Raw genomic sequence first — 20,887 nt, 5'->3', positions numbered from 1 at the left:
GTCTGCCTCACCAATACTTCAGTTTGCCTCGTATCCTAAATTCCTGGTGCTGAAGGTCGACGTCATCGATGCACGATACGGTTGACCGGCAGCATTTAGCTCGTTGCTGCGAACGCTGATCGTAAACCGCACCTGACGGATCGCGGCCAGGTTCGCCTGAACGTCGTCGGGTGTTCCCGGAATTCCATCCGGCCCTGCGCTCGGGTTATCAGAAACTGTCCCATCGTCCATCAGATATTGGATCTGAAAATCCTCGACTCCGTAAACAAGAGGTTCGTCAACCCATGGCGTTGCCGGTGCCGCCGGCGGGACGTTCGCATATTCGCGCCGCATCAGGGTTCCGTCCGCCGTTACGTGATACGTGACCATTAGCACGCGCATCATGCTTGCCGGGGTTGTTATACCCCGAAGCGGGCCCGACGCTCCGGTTTGATTGAAGCCCAGTACGTCACCGTTTGCGAACTGCACTTTGTCAGTTCCACTAAGACCGGTCGCGAGTCCCAACGTCGAACCCGTATTGCCCGAGACCAAATAAATGTCGTTGATGCGGCAAGCTGAGTTGCTCCCCGAGATCGGAACGATCTCGTCGATGCCGCTCGTCGTGGTGGCCGCGTTTATATTGAGAGACTGAGATACTTCGCTCCCCGGAGCTCCGACGAGATTGAATGTCGTATCCTTGAAAAGAAACGTAACCTGGTCAGTTCGTACGCCTGCCGTGGTATTGAACGTGTTTACGGTCACATTGTTGCCGACAATGATCGGCGGGATCGTATCGCGAGTTGTGTCAAAATCGTTCGGAATGCCCAACAGTCCCGATATCCGGTTGTCAGGCAAGACCACCGTTGTCCGCAGCGGATATCCGTATCCCGCGTTGTAGGTGTCGCGCCCAAGCAGATTTAGTCCGAACCGAACGCTCTTGGTCAGCTGCACATTCTCACTGACCGCATTTCGGCTCCGTTGAGCGATCTGCAAAACGCCCCAGATCGATCCGGTGACGATCATGAATATCACCATCGAGACGATGAGTTCGATGATCGAAAATCCATGCTCGTTCTTTTTCGATCCGGCATTCTCAACTGCTGTGTGTAACGTCATGTCTGTCATAGATCGTCCTCTACTCGGTTACCGAATAGTCGGTCAACACGGTTGTTAGAACCTCGCTTCGCTCGGTCAGCCCCACCTGGAAAAATACCCGCACTTCGACGACCCTTACTCTCACCGGCGCAGTGCCTGGGGGAGCGCAGTTCGGTGACGGCCGTTCCGGATCGCACTGATCGGTAATAATGATCTCGCGTTCAAATCCATCTATTGCCGGCCCGGTATCGTCAGCGGTCCCGACGACCTCGTCAGGCCCTGAGTTGCTGAGAACCGGCTGACGGCCAACAACAAATATCCCCAGCGGGTTCCCGTTGACGTCCGGATTGCTTCCGACATTCCCGACAGCGTACCAGCCCAGCCGGTTCGGATCGGTCTCCTTGACCGACATGATAGATTCCATCGCGGAAGCGGCGATGTGACGGGCTGTCAGCTGTTGCTCCTGTCCGCGCGACTGAAGCACCGCGCCCGAAATACCCGACAGCATCGCAAGGATGCCGACGAGCAGAATGACAACAGCTATCAAGACTTCGACGTACGAAAAGCCTGCATCTGATCTGTGGTTCATAACGCCTTTCCTTCTAATGTTCTATTGATACGGCTTAAAGGTCGTGCCGTCATATTTCCAATACCGAACGGCTCCGCTGCCGCCAAACATCGTTATTGCCCTGATCTCTTTATTGTTTCTGGCGGTCGTTGCTCCGTATGCCGCGGGCGGCCATGAGTAGATGGTTACGCTTATCGGCGTATTCGCGGCATTAACGACCGAACCGTCGCTTCGAAACCGAGCCTGCCACACATTGTGACCGGTGACCGAGGTGCCGCCGTTGTCGTGTCCGATATTGTCGCTCGCGTAAGCGACGTCGTTGTAATTGGGCGGTGTCGGCCGCGTGACGCCGCTCGGAGCGATATCGAGTCGAACGTCACCCGTTGATTCGAGCGGAACGGTCTTGATGCGTGTGTCAGGGCCGGCCCCGTTTTCGTCGATCAAAAGAACGGCATTTTCGGTCAGATCGAGTTCGAGCCTGACGGTGCGCCGCTTTGTCAGTGCCAGTTGCCCTGCTTCACGCATTAGATCCATCACCCTTAAAGCCTGGTCTTCTGATTTGTAGAGCTTTTGGTAGTTGTAGATATAAGGAAGCGAGATGGCGCTAAGCACCAAAAGCACGACCACGACCGTCAGAAGCTCAACAAGTGAGAATCCGCGCGAGTCGCTGAGTTTACCGGGTCGCAAGCAGCCTGTTTTTTGATTTCGAGCCGAAACTATCATAGAGATTTGTCCCGCATTGTGGTCTTATTGCAGAGGGTGTGAGCCGCAAGGCTCATGATCAGTAGGGATGGATCGATTCGTAGAAAACGGCCCCGCGGTGCCTTTCGACCCGTTCCAGTTGTAACATATCGTGCACAAAGGCGTCAATGTTTGTTTTGCCTCGCAAGTCAAAATACGACACTGTCGAACAACGTTAAACACATTGGGTATAAACTTACATTGCCGGAACGATTCCAGTATTTGATCAAGGCGGGTTATGGGTCTCGGAATTAGGTCAGATCAGTCAAAACAGTTTTCGGGCACATTTTCCATGGTGTTGGCAACCAACATGTCCACAACGGCGTTGAAGTCGTTGCCGGATTCTTCGTAGACTCGCAATTGTTCATCGGCTGACGTCCCGCGGTCGAGGATCGTATGAATATGTTCGATCTCCTTTCTTGAATCGAGTTCGTCAACAACGTCGTCGACAAATTCAAGAAGTTCGCGAATGAGATCCTTTACCGGAACTTCTTTCTGCTTGCCAAGGTCGAGCAGCATCCCATCAAGCCCGTACCTTACGGCCCGCCACTTATTCTCTTGTATCAACCGTCGATGATACAGACGGAAGCCCAGGTTCTTGTCAATCAATACGTTCAATTTAGCAACGATCGCCTGGAATAGAGCGGCAACCGCGATAGTATCGTCGACCCTCGTCGGGATGTCGCAAATCCGGAATTCGAGCGTCGGAAACTTGCAGTGCGGCCTTACGTCCCACCAGATCTTCGTACCGTCCTGGATGCAGTTCATCTTTACCAACAGATCAAGATAGCTTTGGTATTGCTGAAACGATTCAAAATGATCCGGAATGTCCGTACGCGGAAACTTCTTGAAAACCTCCGACCGGTAAGATTTCAGGCCGGTATTGAATCCGAGCCAGAAAGGCGAAGAGGTCGTCATTGCCAGTACGTGGGGCAAAAAGTACCGGGCGGCATTCATTATATGTATGCGGCGGTCGAGATCCTCGATCCCAACATGAACATGAACGCCGAAAATCAGCAGCGATCGAGCGACCATCTGAAGTTCATCGACAAGAAGCTTGTACCGGTCGTGCTCGTAAATGGTCTGTTCCGACCATTTTGAGAACGGATGGGTCGAAGCGGCCGCGATGACCATACCTTTCTTTCGTGCGAGGCCCGAAATGATGCAACGCAGTTTGGTGATATCTTCGCGGGCTTCCTGAATGTTCGCGCAAACCCCGGTGCCGACCTCGATCATCGATTGGATCATTTCGGGTTTGATCTTCTCGCCGAGCAGCAGCTTACCTTCCTCGAGTATTTCGGAAACATGAGATTTTAGCTCGCGCGTTGTCGGATCGACGATCTGAAATTCTTCCTCAATACCGAGCGTGAATTGTTTGAACATATGGCTCCTTGCAGGTTGCGGATCCATGCCGCGTAGAAAGTTTATTGTTCGGGTTCGGGTTTGACCCCGCTATTCTAACCTAACCACATCGCGATAAAAAACAGCTAGAAATAAACGATCTAGGTCTTTGCTCGACGCGTGATAGTTCCTCCGGCCATTTCTCGGGCAACCTCTAGAAAAGCTGCGGCCGCGTGCGAAAGCACCGAGTTCTTTCGATATACGATATTCAGCTTTCGCTCGAGCTTCATTTCGGTTACCGAGAGTCCGGCCAGTCGTCCGTCGGCGATCTCGGCCTGAGCTGTCAGCCTTGGCACCAGTGCGATGCCGATGCCGCTCTCAACAAGTTTCTTGATCGCCTCGAGCGACGGCAGTTCGACCGATATCCTTAGCGGCGTGCCGTTCGACTCGAAAGTCTCGATCACCTTCTCACGGTACGGCGATTTCGCATTGTGAGCGATGAACGATTCGTCGCCAAGGTCCTTGACCGAGACGGTCTTGCGTTTTGCAAGTCGATGCCCCGGAGCGACGATCAAAACGAGTTCGTCGGTCATTACCGAGACGGAACGCAGTGCATTGTCTGGTGGTTTGAATGAAAGGACGCCCAATTCTACTTCTCTGGAAGTGATCTCCTTCGGAATGCGGCTCGCCACGCCGCGTTTTACCTCGACCTTTATTGACGGAAATCGAGCGTGAAATTCGCGAATGACCGGCAACAGGTAAAATACAGTATGTTCGTTGGCGCTTATTGTGACCTTTCCCCGCTGCAGGTCTACGAGTTCCTTTACCGCTGTCTGAGCGCTTCGCCGAAGGTTCAACATCTGCTTGGCGTAATCGACCAGTATCTCGCCCGCGAACGTCAAGGTACCGTCTTTCGATGATCGGTCAAACAACTTTTCGCCGACATCTGCTTCGAGACGGCTGATAGCCTGGCTGACTGCCGGCTGAGTGCGATCCAATACCTCAGCAGCACGCGAAAAACTCCGCTCCCGCGCAACTACAACTAGAACCTCGAGCTGATTGATATCCATATTCCGGTCTGGAATTAAGATCCGTGTGGTCATCATTCTACTAAATCTTTCAGCAAGAGCGAATTGCTGACAAGGCCGGCGCTCCAGAAAAGCCGCTGAAACGTTCAGATCGTACTTATCGCGTCATCATTCTTTCTTATGTATTTTGCAAATACATAAGCTTGACTTTGTTCTTTTCGTCACGATAAAATCTCGGCATTCGGTCTTTGTGCCCTTTTCGAACGGCTCGTTTATTCACAAAGGAGTATTGATGCAAACAAAGAGAATTTCTATTTTCGATACGACGCTTCGCGACGGCGAGCAATCGCCCGGTTGTTCGATGTACCTGAACGAGAAGATCGATCTCGCATTACAGCTCGAGAACCTCGGAGTTGATGTCATAGAAGCAGGTTTCCCGATCGCGTCGTATGGCGATTTTCGCTCCGTCAAGGCTGTTTCCGACGAATGCGGCCGGGCGACGGTCGCGGCACTCTGCCGGACGGTTGAGGACGATGTCCTCCGCGCCGCCGAAGCGCTGCGTTCCGCACGGCATCCACGGATACACACCTTTGTCGCTACATCGGATATTCATTTGGAATTCAAGTTGAAGAAGACCCGTTCAGAGGTGATCGCTATGACGCGCAACGCCGTGAAGCTCGCCCGCGGACTCGCGGCAGAGGTCGAATTTTCGGCCGAGGACGCAACGCGAAGCGATGTCGGATTTCTCTGCGAGGTTTTTAGTGCGGCTGTCGATGAAGGCGCGACGATCCTTAACGTCCCCGACACGGTCGGCTACACGCTTCCGACCGAATTTGGGGAGCTTGTCAAAACGGTGCGCGAAAGCGTCGTTGGCGATCGCAGTATAACGATCAGCGTTCATTGCCATAACGATCTTGGCCTCGCGGTCGCAAACAGCATTGCCGCGATCGGGGCGGGCGCGTCGCAGATCGAATGCACGATCAACGGGATCGGCGAACGTGCCGGCAATGCCTCGCTCGAAGAAGTGATCATGGCATGTGCCGTCCGGTCGGACAAACTTCCGGTCACGACCGGTATTGACACGACCCAGCTTTATCCGACGAGCCAGCTGCTCTCATCGATAATCAGCTTTGGCGTCCAGCCAAATAAAGCGATCGTCGGGCGCAATGCATTTGCACACGAAGCCGGTATACACCAGCACGGCGTGCTCAGCAATCCTCTTTGTTACGAGATAATGACCCCCGAATCCGTCGGCGTACCCAAGAACAGTATAGTTTTGGGTAAACACTCCGGCCGCCATGCATTGATCGCTCGCTATGGCGAACTCGGATTTGCATTCGATGCCGATGAGATAAATGAGATCTATTCGCGATTTGTTTCTCTCGCCGACCGCAAGAAGAATATCTACGATCAGGATCTGCTCTCGATCGTTCCTGACCGTATGCCGACGGCGATCGCCGCATAGCACAACACATCGTTATGAAGATCACAATATTGCCCGGAGACGGCGTTGGGAACGAGGTTACTGCCGAGGCCGTGAAGGTAATCGAGCAGGTTGGGCCGGTCTTCGGGACCTCGACGGAATTTGTATATGCCCTTATCGGCGCTGCTGCGATCAAAGCCGCCGGTTCGCCGCTTCCCGACGAGACTGCCGAGGCTTGTCTGCGTTCAGATGCCGTATTGCTTGGTGCAGTCGGTTCGCCCGAGTTTGATCATTTGCTGCCCGAGGCTCGGCCCGAGATCGGGCTGCTGCGACTAAGGCGACTCCTTGGCGGATTTGCGAACCTGCGGCCTGCGGCGGCGATTCCGGCACTGGTTTCTGCCTCGCCGCTGCGGCCGGAGATCTTTGCCGGGACCGACCTTTTGATCGTTCGCGAGCTTTTAGGAGGACTCTACTTTGGCGAACCCCGCGGATTTAACGACGATCGAAGTGAGGCCTTCAATACGATGCGTTACGATATGTCGGAGGTCGAACGGGTCGCTCGTGTTGCTTTCGAGGCCGCACGTCAACGCAAAACAAAGGTCACATCCGTTGACAAGGCGAACGTCCTCGAAACATCGCGTCTCTGGCGCGAGACCGTCGATCGTGTGGGCGCGTCATATCCTGACATCGAGTTGGAACATCTTTTTGTCGACGCCTGCGCAATGCACCTCGTTACCGAACCGACGCGTTTCGATGTGATCTTGACAGAAAACCTCTTCGGCGACATTCTCTCGGACGAAGCCGCCGTACTCACAGGTTCGCTCGGCATGCTGGCGTCGGCGACGATCGGCGGCGAAGTCGGCCTTTACGAACCGGTGCACGGTTCGGCCCCGGATATTGCAGGGCGCGGCATTGCAAATCCGCTCGGTGCGATCGCCTCGGCAGCGATGATGCTGCGATATTCGGGCAATAACGAAACGGCGGCAAGGGCGATCGAAAATGCGATCCGAGCTGCGCTCGATGCCGGCTATCGAACCGCCGATATTGCCGGAGCCGGTGGGTCGCGGGTCATTTCGACATCCGAAATGGGCGACGCAGTTTTGCATTTTGCGATCGAAAGCGTTGAGATCGCACACGCTTATCACGCGGTCTAACGTCAAATGAGAACGCTTTACGACAAGATCTGGGATCATCACGTTGTCTGCCAGGGGCGAGGCCAGCCCGCGGTCCTTTATGTCGACCTGCATCTCATCCACGAGGTCACGTCACCGCAGGCATTTGAAGGGCTCCGCCTGGCGGGCCGACGCGTGCGCAGGCCCGACCTCACGTTCGCGACCGTTGATCACGCGATCCCGACAAGGAACCGGAATTTGCCGTTCAAAGATCGCATTGCATGGAAGCAGGTCGAAACGCTTCGAGCAAATTGTCGTGACAACCAGATCGCTCTTTTCGACCTCGACCGTCCGGAACAAGGCATTGTTCACGTATTCGGGCCGGAACGAGGATTGACGATGCCCGGTATGACCATAGTCTGCGGTGACTCGCATACATCAACGCACGGCGCCTTCGGTGCCCTTGCTTTCGGCATCGGAACGAGCGAAGTAGAACACGTACTCGCAACCCAGACCCTTCAGCAGACCAAGGCATCGAATTTTCTGATCGAGATCAACGGCGATCTGATGCCCTGGGTGACCGCAAAGGACGTTATTCTTGCCGTGATCAACCGTATCGGTACCGGCGGTGCGACGGGCCATGTCATCGAGTATGCCGGTACAACGATTCGCGAGCTTTCTATCGAGGGTCGAATGACCGTCTGTAATATGTCGATCGAAGCTGGAGCAAAGGCCGGCCTGATAGCCCCGGACGAAAAGACATTCGATTATCTTGAAGGCCGACCGTTCGCACCCAAGGGTGAAGATTGGGATCGCGCCGTCGATCATTGGCGTTCACTCCCGACCGATGCGGGTTCTGCCTTCGACCGAGCGGTCTCGATCGACGCCGAAGAGATCGCTCCATTCGTTACTTGGGGAACGTCGCCGGAAATGTCTGCGATGATCACCGATTCGGTTCCCGATCCGGCAGCATCGACAGACGTTGAAAGGCGACGCTCGCAAACGCGTGCCTTGGAATATATGGGTCTCGAGCCGTCGCAGCCGATCGAAGAGATATCGATCGACCGTGCATTTATCGGGTCGTGTACGAACTCGCGGATCGAAGATCTGCGACAAGCTGCAATCATCGCGAAAGGTTACAAGGTCGCAAACGGTGTTAATGCGATGGTCGTTCCCGGATCGATGCAGGTGCAGAAACAGGCTGAAGACGAGGGGCTCGCATCTATCTTCATCGAATCCGGTTTCGAGTGGCGCGACGCGGGATGCTCGATGTGCCTTGCGATGAACGAGGACGTCCTAAGCAGCGGCGAGCGATGTGCTTCGACGAGCAATCGGAACTTTGAAGGCAGGCAGGGACGCGGCGGCCGGACACACCTGGTAAGTCCGCCAATGGCGGCGGCGGCGGCGATCGCCGGCCATTTTGTCGATGTCCGCAACTGGGAAGTGCGAAATTGATCAGTCTATGAGAGCTTTCACCGTACATTCCGGGACGACCGCAGCGATCGATATGGCGAATATCGACACAGACCAGATAATTCCCAAGCAATTCCTTACTCGCATTGAGCGAACGGGCTATGGCGAATTCCTCTTCCACGATTGGCGCTATCGCCCCGACGGCTCAAAGATCGAGACCTTCATCCTGAATGACCCGGAGCGAAGCGGTGCAACCATCTTGATCACCGGCGACAATTTTGGCTGCGGATCGTCTCGCGAACACGCCCCTTGGAGCTTGCTTGATCACGGCTTCCGGGTTGTGATAGCTCCGGGTTTTGCCGATATTTTTTATAATAATAGCCTGAAGAATGGCATTCTACCGGTAGCCCTGCCGCCCGATATCGTTCGGATAATGATCGGCCGCTCGATCGCTTCAGCAGCTTACGAGGTCACAGTGAACCTTATCGATATGACCGTTACGGACGACACTGGAATTGCCGCCGGATTTGACGTCGACCAGTTTCGCCGCCATTGTCTGATCAATGGGCTGGACGATATCGGGCTCACGCTGCAGCACGAAAAAAGCATCGCGGAATATGAACTTCGAGAGCGGCGGGAACGCGGTTTTTTGACTCGCTCGATGCACAACTCTGCACGCTAAATCCTCAATTCCCTACTGTTTGCATTTTTCAATTCCTCAAGTTACCATTAAAGGTCGCTAAATCTGTGGTTTTGGTTACAAAATCCTCGCGGTACCGGCGATCGTTGCATTCAAACATTTTCACCACATCGCTTCGTTTCTATGGGCTTTTCGACAATCGCAATCCACGCTGGCAACGAGCCCGATATCGCAACCGGCGCGGTCAGCGTACCGATATATCAGACGTCGACCTACGCCCAGGAAGGATTGGGCAAGCATAAAGGCTTTGAGTATGCACGTACGCAAAATCCGACACGCCTCGCTCTAGAGAAAAATATCGCCGCGCTCGAAGATGCGAAATACGGTTATGCTTTTGCTTCCGGAATGTCTGCGATCGATGCCGTTTTGAAGCTCGTCAAAGGCGGCGATCACGTGATTCTCGGAGACAATACCTACGGCGGCACCTATCGGCTCTTTAGCCGAATACTTGTCGATTACGGGATCGAGTTCGATCTTGCCGATACGTCAAATGTCGCCGAACTTGAGACAGCGTTCAAGCCGAACACCAAAATGGTGTTTGTCGAGACCCCGACGAATCCGGTAATGACGGTTACGGACCTTGCGGCCGTTGCCGACCTTGCACACGCGAACGGTGCAAAGGTGGTCTGTGACAACACGTTCATGTCGCCATATTTTCAGCAGCCGATCAAGCTTGGTGTCGATATCGTTGTTCATTCCACGACCAAATATCTCAACGGCCACTCTGACAGCGTCGGCGGCTTCGTTGCTCTTAATGACGAGGCGGATGCCGAGTGGATAAAGTTCGTTCAGAATGGTATCGGAGCGATCCTCTCGCCTTTTGATTCGTTCCTCGTTCTGCGAGGAACCAAGACACTTGCCGTGCGAATGGAAGCACACGATAAGAACGGCCGCGTCGTTGCGAACTTTCTGGCAGAGCATCCCAAGGTGACGACGGTCTATTATCCGGGCCTTGTTTCGCATCCGCAGCATGAGCTTGCAAAAAGGCAGCAGACCGGATTTGGCGGTATGGTAGCATTTGAAACGGGATCGCTCGAAAATGCAAAAAAGGTATTGGAAAGCGTCAAGCTTTGTACTCTCGGCGAGAGTCTCGGCGGGGTCGAAACGCTGATCTCTCATCCAGCGACCATGACCCACGCATCGGTGCCGGCCGAGACCCGCGAACGTCTTGGCATAACTGACGGATTGGTTAGAATATCCGTGGGAATCGAGGATGTAGAAGACATTTTGGAGGATCTGGATCAAGCCTTAGGATAGATCTGAGCCGGCGTTGTTCGGTCTCATCGCTTCGAAGAGCCGCCTTTTGTCGCAGCGTTGCGTTGGGGACCGAGATTACTTATGTTAACTGTCGAGATTCATGCAACTTCTCACGTTGGCCGCGTTCGTAAAGGGAACGAGGACAATTACCTTTTGTTGCACATCACAAATTCGCGCTCTTGGACGAGCGATCAGAATGATGGCGAGTTCATCATCGAAAGCCAGAAGTTCGATATTGACGACAACGGCGTGGTGGTTGCCGTTTCGGACGGCATGGGCGGCGCAATGGCCGGCGAAGTAGCCAGCAAAATGGCCGTCGAGTGCGTCTGCAAAAAACTGCTCGAAGAAGACCTGGAAGCCACCTTGACCCCTGAGGCGTACGATTATCATCTCATCGCAAAGCTCTACAACGCGACGCTCTACGCAAATCACCTTGTACATCAGCAGGGCCGCTCGGACCCGCAGTTTCAGGGAATGGGTGCCACATTTACGGGCGTGGGCGTGACCCCTCGCGGAGTTGATCTGATCCAGGTCGGCGACAGCCGTGCGTATCTTGTAAGAAACGGCAAGATCTATCAGGTGACCAAGGATCAATCGCTCGTTCAGCAACTGATCGATGCTCAGCAGATCTCGCCCGAAGAAGCCGAAACACATACGCTTAAGAATGTGATATTGCAGGCACTCGGAGCTCAGAACGAGATCTATCCTGTTTCAGCAAGGCTGGCTCCCCGACAGGGCGATGTCGTCATGCTCTGCAGCGACGGGCTTTCGAATAAGGTCAGCCCGGCAAGCATACAGCGAATAATTGTCGATAATTATGATTCGCTCGAGCTTGCGTGTGCTGAACTCGTCACTGAGGCAAACGCGAATGGTGGAGAGGACAATATCACCGTGGTGATCGCGAAGCTGACCGGCGACGGGCTCGAAGAACCGACCGGCGAGGACGTCCAGCTCGAGCTCGTCGATCTTGGTAACATACACGACACGGCTGACCAGGATACGGCCGAGATAATCGATTAGCTCGGCGAACGGCTTCTATTCCTGTTTCCATCCGGGAAGTTCGCTGCGAACCTTGCGAACGTAGATCGACGAACCTTTCACACTCACTACCTCGACCTTTTCGCCCTCTGCCAGCGAAGTTTCTCCGTCGATCGGAAACGCCGTCCAAACTGAACCGTATACACGCACCGCGCCCTCGTTCAATGCACCATTGCTGCCGATCGTTACCGTTCCGACCTGTCCGGGCAGCGAATCAATTCCCATCTTTACCTCGTCGCCGCCTTTGCCCCAAAGGTGAGACGAAAAGATCGATCGGGAAAGCACTGTCAGGATCGTTGAAACTATCGCGAACGCAGCAAATTGCCACACAAACCCAAAACCCATCAGGCCGACGAGCGCGGCGGCGATCGCACCGATGCCGAACCAAAACAACACAAATCCAAGTGTGAAGATCTCAGCAACTATCAGGCCGACACCTAGCAATAACCAAAAGATCCAGGAAAGCTGTTCCATTCGTATATACCACCTGTCAGGTGAGCCAATCTTACCATAGGTATTCGTACGGGCATTAGCCGAGATCGTCAGCTCTCGCACCAAGAGCGAGCGTCTTTGAAGAAGTTTTGCATTGTGCTAATCTCGAAGGCGCGCTGGGGTGGCGGAATTGGTAGACGCCCAGGACTTAAAATCCTGTGTCCTTAGGGGCGTGCGGGTTCGATTCCCGCCCTCAGCACCATTCTTCATGTTCCGATCGAGTTGATTCCCAACTGTCAATCAGTTTCCGAAACCATTTGGTCACATTTGCCCCAGAGCCTTGGGCTGTTTCGATTTCGAATAATAAGAACGCGACCAACCGCAAATTCACGCGCCCCACTTGTGAAGTTTTTCACAGTCAGGTGACCGACGCTGCCTAAATTTGAACTCCTGTGGTGCTAAACACCATGTCGAAAGCACTTGTTCGAACGCATGTGTTCGGTACGACATTTGCTCCGATATTCAGTATCAGGCTCCGCCATTATCAGCGTCATAGGGAATCTGAACGAGGCGGGCTCTGAACTGAATGCGAGGCATCAAGGAGGTGTCAAAAATGAAAGATAGAATTACGCAAATACTAATGGTCGTCGCAATACTCTCGTTCGGTGTGTTCGGGACAGCCTACTCACAAGGAAAAGGTAAATCAACGCCCGACAAGGGCAAGGTGACTCAACAGCAGGATCGCGACAAGGCGCAGGACCGAGATCGAACACAAGATCCTGATCGGGATATGGATCGCGATCAGGACCGTGATCGTATACGTCTTGACGACAAACAGTTGGATCAGCTTCGCGATCGGATAAAACTTACCGATCAAAGCCGTGACCGCGTGAAGTTAATGGTTCGGGACTATGACGGTGCCGCATTCACGGCCGCACAAGGAAAGGAGAATCATATGAGGATCCGTGAGCAAGTGCGGAACATGGAACAAGAGCACCAGCGTTTCATGAATAGCCTTGACCCTAAGCAGAAGCAGCGTTGGGAAAAGCGGATAATGAACATGGAACAGAGGCGGGAGCGAATCGAAAACAGATTGCAGCTCATGGAGGAAGAAATGAACAAGGGCCAGTTCGACCGAATCCGCCAGCGAACCTGGGCTCACGAGATCGAAAAGGCGATCAAGGAATGGCGGGAACAGTATCACAAAATGGAACATGAAGGGGCAGGAAATTAGTCATGCGCGGGTCGGAAAACGACGGCAACCCGTCGTGATTCGGCTCATGTGCCGACAAATGTCAGCCGAGATAGGTAGTAGTTACGGCATTGAGTAAGCAAAAGGAGAAGGGTTGCATTGGCGGCCCTTCTAAGTTAGGAGGTGTGAAATGAAAAACAAGATGATCTCAGCGCCCTCAAAGGGGTTTCTGCCGGTTCTCGCGTTGTTGTTGTTGATTCTGGTCGTTCCCGCATTTACTCAGGAAAAGGGCAGAAAAGACCCCAACAACGTATCGATTCTTGTGACGGCGGCTCCGACAAGCGACCGTTCAAGGGCGATCATCGACAATCTCCAACCAACGGATTTTGCGGTCCTTGAGAATAAGAAAGACCAGACGATCGTTGACGTCCGGAAGGTGTCCGCTACCCCAATCAATATTGCAGTTGTCATTCAAGATGATTTGGTCATGCATGTTAACAACGAAATTCCGGAGATTCGCGAATTCATCAAGTCGCTGCCGGCCGGGTCAAAAATAATGACCGCGCATATCTCCGGCGGTAATATGCAGGTTCGTCAACAATTTACGACGGATATGGAAATGGCTGCCGCATCGTTCAGGATACTGGCTAGCAGCATTTCGGTTGCAGGTTCAACTCCATACTATGGTCTGAACGAGGTACTCAAGCAATTCGGATCGCTAAAGGAAGGCCCGAACGTGGTTCTCTTTATCTCTGATGGTCTCGATGCTTCGGGCGGAATAAGATTCGGATCGCCGTATTCGTCGCTGAGCCTTGATCGGGCGATCGCTACTGCTCAGCGAGAAAAGGTTGCCGTCTTTACGTTCTACGCTCCATCCGTCGCATACACAAGTTTTAGCCGGCTGGCCGTGAATTACGGCCAGGGATCTCTTCTAAGGCTTGCAGATGAGACGGGCGGGGCCGCATTCTTTTCAGGGATGGACTTTGTCACCTTTTCGCCTTATTTCCGCGAGCTTAACGATCTGCTTCGCCATCAGTGGCTGATCACATATCGCAGCTCATCGAGCGGGAAAGGGTTTAGAAATATCGAGGTCACGACAGATTTCGACGTAAACCTATTGCACCCGAAGGGTTACACGGTCAAATGACACAGTGTTTGCTTCGGAGATCGTTTTCAATTGGAAAGTGCTGCTCCCGTATCAGCACTTTCTTTTTCTGGCTCGCAGATTGCTATTATCGTATACATCAACGAGGAGCGCAGATATGAAGATTAGAAACTTACTCTCATTTAGCTTAGTGTTCTTTTCCGTTGGCGCTTTTGCGGACGGGGCAACCGGACAGAATCGGGCGGTGCTCGCCGAGGCCGAACGGGTGACAGGTGACCAATTCAGGGTCGCTGTCCGGACTCCGCGTGGCGCATACGTTTATTCGACCTCGAGGCCGAGCGCGGCGATGTTGGCGGCGATCGACAGGGGCCTGACCGATCTATTCGCGGTTTCACGAAAGAACCGTTATAACAGGCGATTGAACTACTCTGACTATTCGATCTTCATAGGCAAGGCCGACCGGATAAAAGATAGTGCGGGAAACTATTCACCGGACATCGCGGTAGGTGCGGCACAGTATGCAGGAACCGAGTATGACAAAGGCGGATATATATACGCGTCGGGGATGGTCATCGCCAACAACCCGATGGCATTTGTGATCGCAGAGCATACAAAGGAATTTGGCCGCGTCTCGGACCTTGTTCGGTTCGAAGGCGAACATCTGGTGCTCTATCACAACGATCGCCGGCGATACGCTCAGACCGCCGACCACAGTCAGGGCGGAGGGCATCCGATCCTGCAATAGTCCCGCGGTCCGCATCGCCCGAAATGGTGCAGTCGGCAGACGATATTGTTTAGCTTGTGCAGGACCAACTGATCGCTGGAGTGGTGAGATAGCGTAATTATCGGCAATCTTGGATCGCCCCGACCCGCAAAGGCTTTGGCACACACGTTGCTTTATTAGATATTGACAAAAGACTTGGCCGCCAGGAAACTTACGGCCAGATCGAGAAAGTCCGGTGTGAAGGGGAGAGCACACCGGACTTTTTCTGTTCGATCGAACGTACACGTGTTTTTATTCTTGCCAGGCGATCATTTTGTTTCGCTTTTCGCAGTTGCAACGATATCGCGCACCTCGGCGGCGAGAGTCGGAGCGTGATACGGAATGCCGTCCTTTAATGTCCATTCGATGCCGCCCGTCTTGAAGATCTTCCCGTCCCGAATTTCCTCGATCCCTGTCGGATACAATACCTTGAAATTCTCGAGCGGATTTCCGTTCACCACAATGAGGTCAGCCTTGAAACCGACGCGGATTCGCCCGATCGTCGCCTCCCGACCCAATATCTTTGCGTTGTTGCTCGTTGCATGCTGTATCACCTTGAGAGGATGAAAACCGGCTTCCTGATGGAGTTCAAGTTCGCGGATCAAACCAAAGCCGTACAGCTGGTAAATGAACCCGGCGTCTTCACCGGCTCCGATGACGCCGCCTCGCCGCTCAAATTCGTAAAGTGCCTTCATCCAGATCCGGTAATTCTCCTTCCAAAACGCCTCGTCGGTCGAACTCCAGCCGATAAAGTAAGAGCCGTGATTTGCAGGATTTGGCCGGAAATATTCTTCAAGGACAGGGTGAAGGTAGTCCTTAAAGGCCGGATTCGTTTGAGCCCTCTGCAGGTCTCGCGATGCCTCGTAGATCACAAGTGTCGGGTTCCAGGCGACACCGGCCTCTGCCATGCCATCCAACACTTGCATTAATTTATCCCAGTTTGCCTCGCGCCAGAGCCGGCCAGCATACCGAAACCGGTCAACTTCGTTGTTGTAGTTGTAGCTCGACGGAAAATTCTGTCGGCCGCTTTCGATCGCAGCATCCGGTACGCCGTACCAATGCTCGATGCTGGCCGTGCCCAATTTGATGTCGTCCCACGCGTTCGTCTCCTCGACCCCGACGTGATGCATCACACGCATGCCCTGCTTTTTTGCCTCGTCCATCATTGCCGTCATCAGATCGCGGTCGATGGTGTAGAGCTTTATGCCGTCATATCCCGCGGCTTTGAGGTCGCGAACGCGCTGTCGTACTTGTTCAGCAGTATGAAGGTTGGGCGCCGGAAAGCCGCCGTATGCATATATCCGCGGCCCGACCAGTGTTCCGGCAGCGATCCGATCACGATAACCAAGTATCTTCTGCGTTGCCCAGGCATCGCGGACCGTCGTGATGCCGCAGGCGAGCCAGAGTTTCGTTACATATTCGACCGGCATTGGCTTGCCGCCCCGCTCATCATGGGTGTGGCCGTGAAGGTTGATCAGTCCCGGCAAGACATATTTTCCGGTTGCATCAATATCTAGTTCGCCCGCAGCCGGGCGCCGTGCGGTGCCGTCTTTGACCGCGACCGGATCAAGGCCGACGATCTGCGTGATCAGATCGTTCTCAACGACGATGTCAAATGGGCCAGCCGCGGGCTTTCCGCTTCCGTCGACGACCATTGCATTGCGAACAACGATCCGCTTGAGCCGTTTGCCGCTTTGCGACAAAGGTCCTGATTGTCCGAATGCCGAATTGCAGGTCAGGAGTGAGGCAAGGGCAATTGCTCCGGCCCATTGCATGAACGTTCGTCTCATATTTTTCCGGTTGTTTTGCTTAGATCATGCGGCATCCCGCCAAAAACCCGGGTCGCTGACCGCCGATCGTCAACGTTTTTGATGTTTCGCCCTAACTATGCCAAAATTAGGTCTTTATCACAACCGAATATTACTTAACAGGAAGGTTTAAAAATGGCTGGAAGACATAAAGTTACGGTCGTCGGCGCCGGAAACGTCGGTGCGACCGCCGCACATTGGATCGCAAGTAAGGAACTCGCGGATGTCGTATTGGTCGACATCGTCGAAGGAACGCCTCAGGGCAAGTCGCTTGACCTGGCTCAGGCCGCACCGATCGACGGTTTTGACGTCAAGCTCGTTGGGTCGAACACGTATGAGGCGACTGCCGATTCTGATGTCGTCATCATCACGGCCGGACTTCCCCGTAAACCGGGAATGAGCCGCGACGACCTGTTGAAGACGAACTCGGATATCGTCGGGCAGGTAACCGATCAGGTCGCAAAGTATTCGCCAAACGCATTTATCATCGTCGTTTCAAACCCCCTCGACGCGATGACCCAGGTGGCATTCCGCCGCTCGGGCTTCCCGAAGAATCGCGTTATGGGAATGGCGGGCGTCCTGGATGCCGCACGAATGCGGTGTTTCCTCGCCGAAGCCTTGAACGTTTCCGTCGAGAATGTAACGGCCTTCGTACTCGGCGGCCATGGCGACACAATGGTACCGCTGCCGCGCTATTCGACCTGTGCGGGCATCCCGATAACCGAATTGCTTCCGAAAGAAACGATCGACGCGATCGTTACGCGTACCGCGAATGGCGGCGCTGAGATCGTCGGTTTGCTCAAGACCGGTTCGGCCTACTACGCACCGTCGCTCGGTGCTGTCGAAATGTGCGAAGCGATCCTTAAAGATAAGAAAAAGATCCTTCCATGTGCGGTCTTCCTCGAGGGCGAATACGGCGTCAGCAATCTCTTCGTCGGCGTACCGGTCAAGCTCGGCAAGAACGGTGTCGAGCAGATCATCGAGATCAGCCTGACGAATGAAGAACGAGCCGCTCTGCACAAGAGCGCGGCTGCGGTTCAGGAGTTGGTCGACATCCTCGAGATCTGATCAACGCCCCGATCTCATTATCGAAAAAGGAAAGCTGCCGTCAGCTTTCCTTTTTCATTTCCATTCGGTCAATTTGACCGGAACTTCCGTTCAACCTGCATCAACCCGGCCTTGCCCCTGACCGTCCGCAAAATGCTAACCCTAGTGTTTGTCGCATTTACGATGATGGCACGCTCCTTGATATAGAAAACGCGATGGCGTATGTCGCCACGTTGGTGATTCGAAACAGGAGCTTAACCATGAGATTGTCAGCAAATCATCTTTCCAAGATCAGAGAGACGATTTCCCTCACCTTGATCGTCGCGTTCTTTATGTCGAACGTGATCTTCGCTAATGCGATCGTCCGTCATAACGACCCCGTAGCCGCCCCCACCGCGGCCGACGTTAACCACACCATCGATCTTACCCAGCTTGGCCGTGAAGGAAGACTGCGGGAAGACCTAAGCTTCGAGGGCGATACCAATCGCCTTATGAAGGCTTTAGCCGGTAATGGTTCGCGTCAACCCGTGATCGTTGACGAAAAAGGCGAGTATCAGGAACGGATCGTCGAGCAGCTTGCGCTTCGCATCGCCAAAGGCGTTTCGAGCAGCGAGCTTGCCGGTTTTTCGATCAAGAAGCTCGAGATAGATACGATCTATGCGACAGCCAAAAGCCAGTCCGAGATCGCAGATCGGATAGCAGAAGCTCTTGAGGCAGCTGCCGCGAGCAGCGAGCGTTCGATCCTCTTTGTTGACGAGCTTCCTTATGTACTTTCACTTGAAAAGGCATCCGCAGCGCTCATCGGATCCATCGCAAAACAGGATATCCGCATTATCGGCGGCAGCTCGAGATCAGACTATACACAGAAGATCGAAGCTGACAAAGAGCTGAATAGCATCTTCGAAGCCATCGAGATCCTCGGCGGGCAGTCGGCGGCAAACGATGCCGAGCCGACGGGTGGCAATGCTGCAGAAAGCTACCGCGGCGATAACATCTCGAGCGACATCCGCGCCATGATCGATGCCGGTTCAGATGGGAACCAGCGGATCGGTGCAGTCCTGCAAGCTAAGAATGCTGATAACCCGGCGTTCCGCGCAATGCTCGCGGCGAGCGATGTCCGCATCACCGATCGCATCGGGACGAGCAATACGCTCGTTATTGAATTGCCGCTGCGCTCCGTTGCTTCGCTTTCGCAGAGCGGGATGATCAATTACCTCTCGCCCGACCGCAAAACGCAGACCACTGGCCATATCGAAGATACGATCGGCGCGACCCTGGTACGGTCACAGCCGGCAAACGGTTCGCGTTCGGCCTACACGCTCGATGGCAATGGGATCGGTATCGCGGTACTCGATTCGGGTATCTACACCGATCACAAAGGATTCAAGAACGGCTCAACGTCGCGGATCGCGGCGAATGTCAATTTCACGTCGTCGAACATTTCGGCAACGTCGGACAACTACGGACATGGAACGCACGTCGCCGGTATCGCAGCCGGCAGCTCGTCGGACAACAGCGGTGCATATCGCGGGATCGCTCCCTCAGCCAAGATCATCAGCGTAAAGGTCCTGAACGACAGCGGCGAAGGCCAGACCTCCTGGCTGTTGAACGGACTCAATTGGGTTCTCCAGAATCGTGCCGCCCATAACATCAAGGTGGTCAACCTTAGCCTTGGGACCGAGGCTCTCGATACCTACACGAACGATCCGGTTTGCGTCAAGGTCAAGGAACTCGTGAACGCCGGGATCGTTGTGATTGCGGCAGCCGGCAACCTCGGGAAGACCAGCACGGGTCAACAAGCTTACGGCCGCATAAAGTCGCCCGGCAACAGTCCGTATGTGATAACTGTCGGCGCGAGCAACAGCTACGGCACGGCATCGCCTGCTGATGATTCGATCGCTTCGTTCAGTTCGCGCGGCCCGACCCGCAGTTCGTATATCAACTCGAACGGAACGCGTGTTTTTGACAACCTGCTTAAGCCCGATCTCGTGGCTCCGGGCAACAAGATCGTTTCGCACAAATCCAACGGGAATCTGATGTCGGTCCTAAATCCGACCCTGAATCTCGCAAACGATCTTCTGACGCCCTCGTCAGAGAGAATGATGTACATGAGCGGCACTTCGATGTCTGCTCCGGTCGTATCCGGTGCATCAGCACTCTTGATGCATGTGAATCCAAAACTGACGCCCGGTATGGTCAAGATGATCCTTCAGTACACGGCCAGGCCGCTCGCCGGTGCCGATATGTATCAGCAGGGTGCAGGCCAGCTCAATATCGAGGGAGCGGTCAGGCTCGCACGTTCGCTCCGGGCTGATGTCGATTTTCAGACATTAGCGAAAGGCTCATCGATGGTCCCGTCCGGTTGGACCGCTCCGACCCCGACGACCACGATCGCGGGAAATACGTTCAGTTGGTCGCAGATAATGTTTGCGAATCATGCATTCATCTCGGGACAAAATCTGATCTCACAGTTCCAGACGGTTTACAAACGTGAGAATATAGCGAGCCTTGGCCTGACGGTCAGCGGTTCCTCTTTGGTCTTTAATACGAATACGTACTACACGTCGGGTCTTTCGCTTAGCCAGACCGTCATGCTGAGCAACGGCGGTGCGGTCGGTTCGGGTACCCCGGTTCTTTCATACGGCGTTCTTGTCGGCGACGGCGTCCTCGTTGGTGACGGCGTGCTGGTCGGCGACGGCGTTCTCGTCGGCGACGGTGTGCTTGTCGGCGACGGTGTGCTTATCGGCGACGGCGTGCTCATCGGCGACGGCGTGCTTATCGGTGATGGTGTGTTGATAGGTGACAGCATCTTATTGGGCGACGACACTCCGGGAATGGAGTAGTC

Annotated in this window: 18 protein-coding genes and 1 tRNA gene; 12 read left to right on the top strand and 7 right to left on the bottom strand. The window is 54.1% G+C overall.

Annotation, left to right across the window (positions count from 1 at the left end; genetic code table 11):
- Positions 1-18: 18 nt before the first annotated feature.
- The 5 genes from IPM28_15630 to IPM28_15610 all read right to left on the bottom strand — a co-directional run bounded on the left by IPM28_15630 (position 19) and on the right by IPM28_15610 (position 4,794).
- Positions 19-1,104 carry a prepilin-type N-terminal cleavage/methylation domain-containing protein gene (locus IPM28_15630; protein MBK9174413.1) on the bottom strand — a complete coding sequence of 362 codons (1,086 nt, stop codon included), beginning with the start codon at positions 1,102-1,104 and terminating at the stop codon, positions 19-21.
- A gap of 10 nt (positions 1,105-1,114) precedes the next feature.
- Positions 1,115-1,663, bottom strand: a complete 549-nt coding sequence (locus IPM28_15625) for a hypothetical protein (GenBank protein ID MBK9174412.1) — start codon at positions 1,661-1,663, stop codon at positions 1,115-1,117.
- Positions 1,664-1,684: 21 nt separating this feature from the next.
- A complete protein-coding gene (locus tag IPM28_15620) occupies positions 1,685-2,365 on the bottom strand; it encodes a prepilin-type N-terminal cleavage/methylation domain-containing protein (GenBank protein MBK9174411.1) in 681 nt (226 codons plus the stop codon).
- 279 nt (positions 2,366-2,644) lie between these two features.
- Positions 2,645-3,766, bottom strand: a complete 1,122-nt coding sequence (locus IPM28_15615) for a carboxylate-amine ligase (GenBank protein MBK9174410.1) — start codon at positions 3,764-3,766, stop codon at positions 2,645-2,647.
- 119 nt (positions 3,767-3,885) lie between these two features.
- The gene (locus tag IPM28_15610; GenBank protein MBK9174409.1) at positions 3,886-4,794 is read right to left on the bottom strand and encodes a LysR family transcriptional regulator; all 909 of its coding nucleotides are present in this window, start codon (positions 4,792-4,794) and stop codon (positions 3,886-3,888) included.
- 250 nt (positions 4,795-5,044) lie between these two features.
- On the opposite strand from IPM28_15610, the gene IPM28_15605 reads away from it, so the two are divergent.
- The 6 genes from IPM28_15605 (at position 5,045) to IPM28_15580 (ending at position 11,677) form a co-directional block, all read left to right on the top strand.
- Positions 5,045-6,217: a 2-isopropylmalate synthase gene (locus IPM28_15605; protein ID MBK9174408.1), complete on the top strand. Its 1,173-nt coding sequence runs from the start codon at positions 5,045-5,047 to the stop codon at positions 6,215-6,217.
- Positions 6,218-6,225: 8 nt separating this feature from the next.
- Positions 6,226-7,329 carry a 3-isopropylmalate dehydrogenase gene (leuB, locus tag IPM28_15600; GenBank protein MBK9174407.1) on the top strand — a complete coding sequence of 368 codons (1,104 nt, stop codon included), beginning with the start codon at positions 6,226-6,228 and terminating at the stop codon, positions 7,327-7,329.
- A gap of 6 nt (positions 7,330-7,335) precedes the next feature.
- Complete coding sequence (gene leuC / locus IPM28_15595) at positions 7,336-8,742, top strand: 3-isopropylmalate dehydratase large subunit (GenBank protein MBK9174406.1); 1,407 nt, start codon at positions 7,336-7,338, stop codon at positions 8,740-8,742.
- A 7-nt stretch (positions 8,743-8,749) separates the two neighbouring features.
- Positions 8,750-9,382: a 3-isopropylmalate dehydratase small subunit gene (gene leuD, locus IPM28_15590; protein ID MBK9174405.1), complete on the top strand. Its 633-nt coding sequence runs from the start codon at positions 8,750-8,752 to the stop codon at positions 9,380-9,382.
- A 141-nt stretch (positions 9,383-9,523) separates the two neighbouring features.
- The gene (locus IPM28_15585; GenBank protein ID MBK9174404.1) at positions 9,524-10,657 is read left to right on the top strand and encodes a cystathionine gamma-synthase; all 1,134 of its coding nucleotides are present in this window, start codon (positions 9,524-9,526) and stop codon (positions 10,655-10,657) included.
- Between the two features lie 81 nt (positions 10,658-10,738).
- The gene (locus IPM28_15580; protein ID MBK9174403.1) at positions 10,739-11,677 is read left to right on the top strand and encodes a serine/threonine-protein phosphatase; all 939 of its coding nucleotides are present in this window, start codon (positions 10,739-10,741) and stop codon (positions 11,675-11,677) included.
- A 15-nt stretch (positions 11,678-11,692) separates the two neighbouring features.
- On the opposite strand, the gene IPM28_15575 is transcribed toward IPM28_15580, so the two are convergent.
- Entirely contained in the window at positions 11,693-12,169 is a 477-nt protein-coding gene (locus tag IPM28_15575; protein MBK9174402.1) for an NfeD family protein, read from the bottom strand.
- A gap of 133 nt (positions 12,170-12,302) precedes the next feature.
- Between IPM28_15575 and IPM28_15570 the strand changes: the two genes are divergently transcribed.
- The 4 genes from IPM28_15570 to IPM28_15555 all read left to right on the top strand — a co-directional run bounded on the left by IPM28_15570 (position 12,303) and on the right by IPM28_15555 (position 15,169).
- A tRNA-Leu gene (locus tag IPM28_15570) sits at positions 12,303-12,389 on the top strand.
- A 351-nt stretch (positions 12,390-12,740) separates the two neighbouring features.
- Positions 12,741-13,361 carry a hypothetical protein gene (locus IPM28_15565; protein ID MBK9174401.1) on the top strand — a complete coding sequence of 207 codons (621 nt, stop codon included), beginning with the start codon at positions 12,741-12,743 and terminating at the stop codon, positions 13,359-13,361.
- 148 nt (positions 13,362-13,509) lie between these two features.
- Entirely contained in the window at positions 13,510-14,466 is a 957-nt protein-coding gene (locus IPM28_15560) for a hypothetical protein (GenBank protein ID MBK9174400.1), read from the top strand.
- A gap of 115 nt (positions 14,467-14,581) precedes the next feature.
- Positions 14,582-15,169, top strand: a complete 588-nt coding sequence (locus IPM28_15555; protein ID MBK9174399.1) for a hypothetical protein — start codon at positions 14,582-14,584, stop codon at positions 15,167-15,169.
- 287 nt (positions 15,170-15,456) lie between these two features.
- On the opposite strand, the gene IPM28_15550 is transcribed toward IPM28_15555, so the two are convergent.
- Positions 15,457-16,962, bottom strand: coding sequence for an amidohydrolase family protein (locus tag IPM28_15550; protein ID MBK9174398.1), 1,506 nt, complete (start codon positions 16,960-16,962; stop codon positions 15,457-15,459).
- 168 nt (positions 16,963-17,130) lie between these two features.
- On the opposite strand from IPM28_15550, the gene mdh reads away from it, so the two are divergent.
- Together mdh and IPM28_15540 are read left to right on the top strand one after the other, a co-directional pair.
- Positions 17,131-18,063 carry a malate dehydrogenase gene (gene mdh / locus IPM28_15545; GenBank protein ID MBK9174397.1) on the top strand — a complete coding sequence of 311 codons (933 nt, stop codon included), beginning with the start codon at positions 17,131-17,133 and terminating at the stop codon, positions 18,061-18,063.
- A gap of 239 nt (positions 18,064-18,302) precedes the next feature.
- The gene (locus IPM28_15540) at positions 18,303-20,885 is read left to right on the top strand and encodes a S8 family serine peptidase (protein ID MBK9174396.1); all 2,583 of its coding nucleotides are present in this window, start codon (positions 18,303-18,305) and stop codon (positions 20,883-20,885) included.
- The last annotated feature ends 2 nt before the right edge of the window (positions 20,886-20,887 follow it).

The sequence above is a fragment of the Chloracidobacterium sp. genome (assembly GCA_016716305.1).
Classification (GTDB): Bacteria; Acidobacteriota; Blastocatellia; order Pyrinomonadales; family Pyrinomonadaceae; genus OLB17.
The sequence above is the reverse complement of the archived record's forward strand: the minus strand, read 5'-3'. Positions and strand labels throughout refer to the sequence as shown.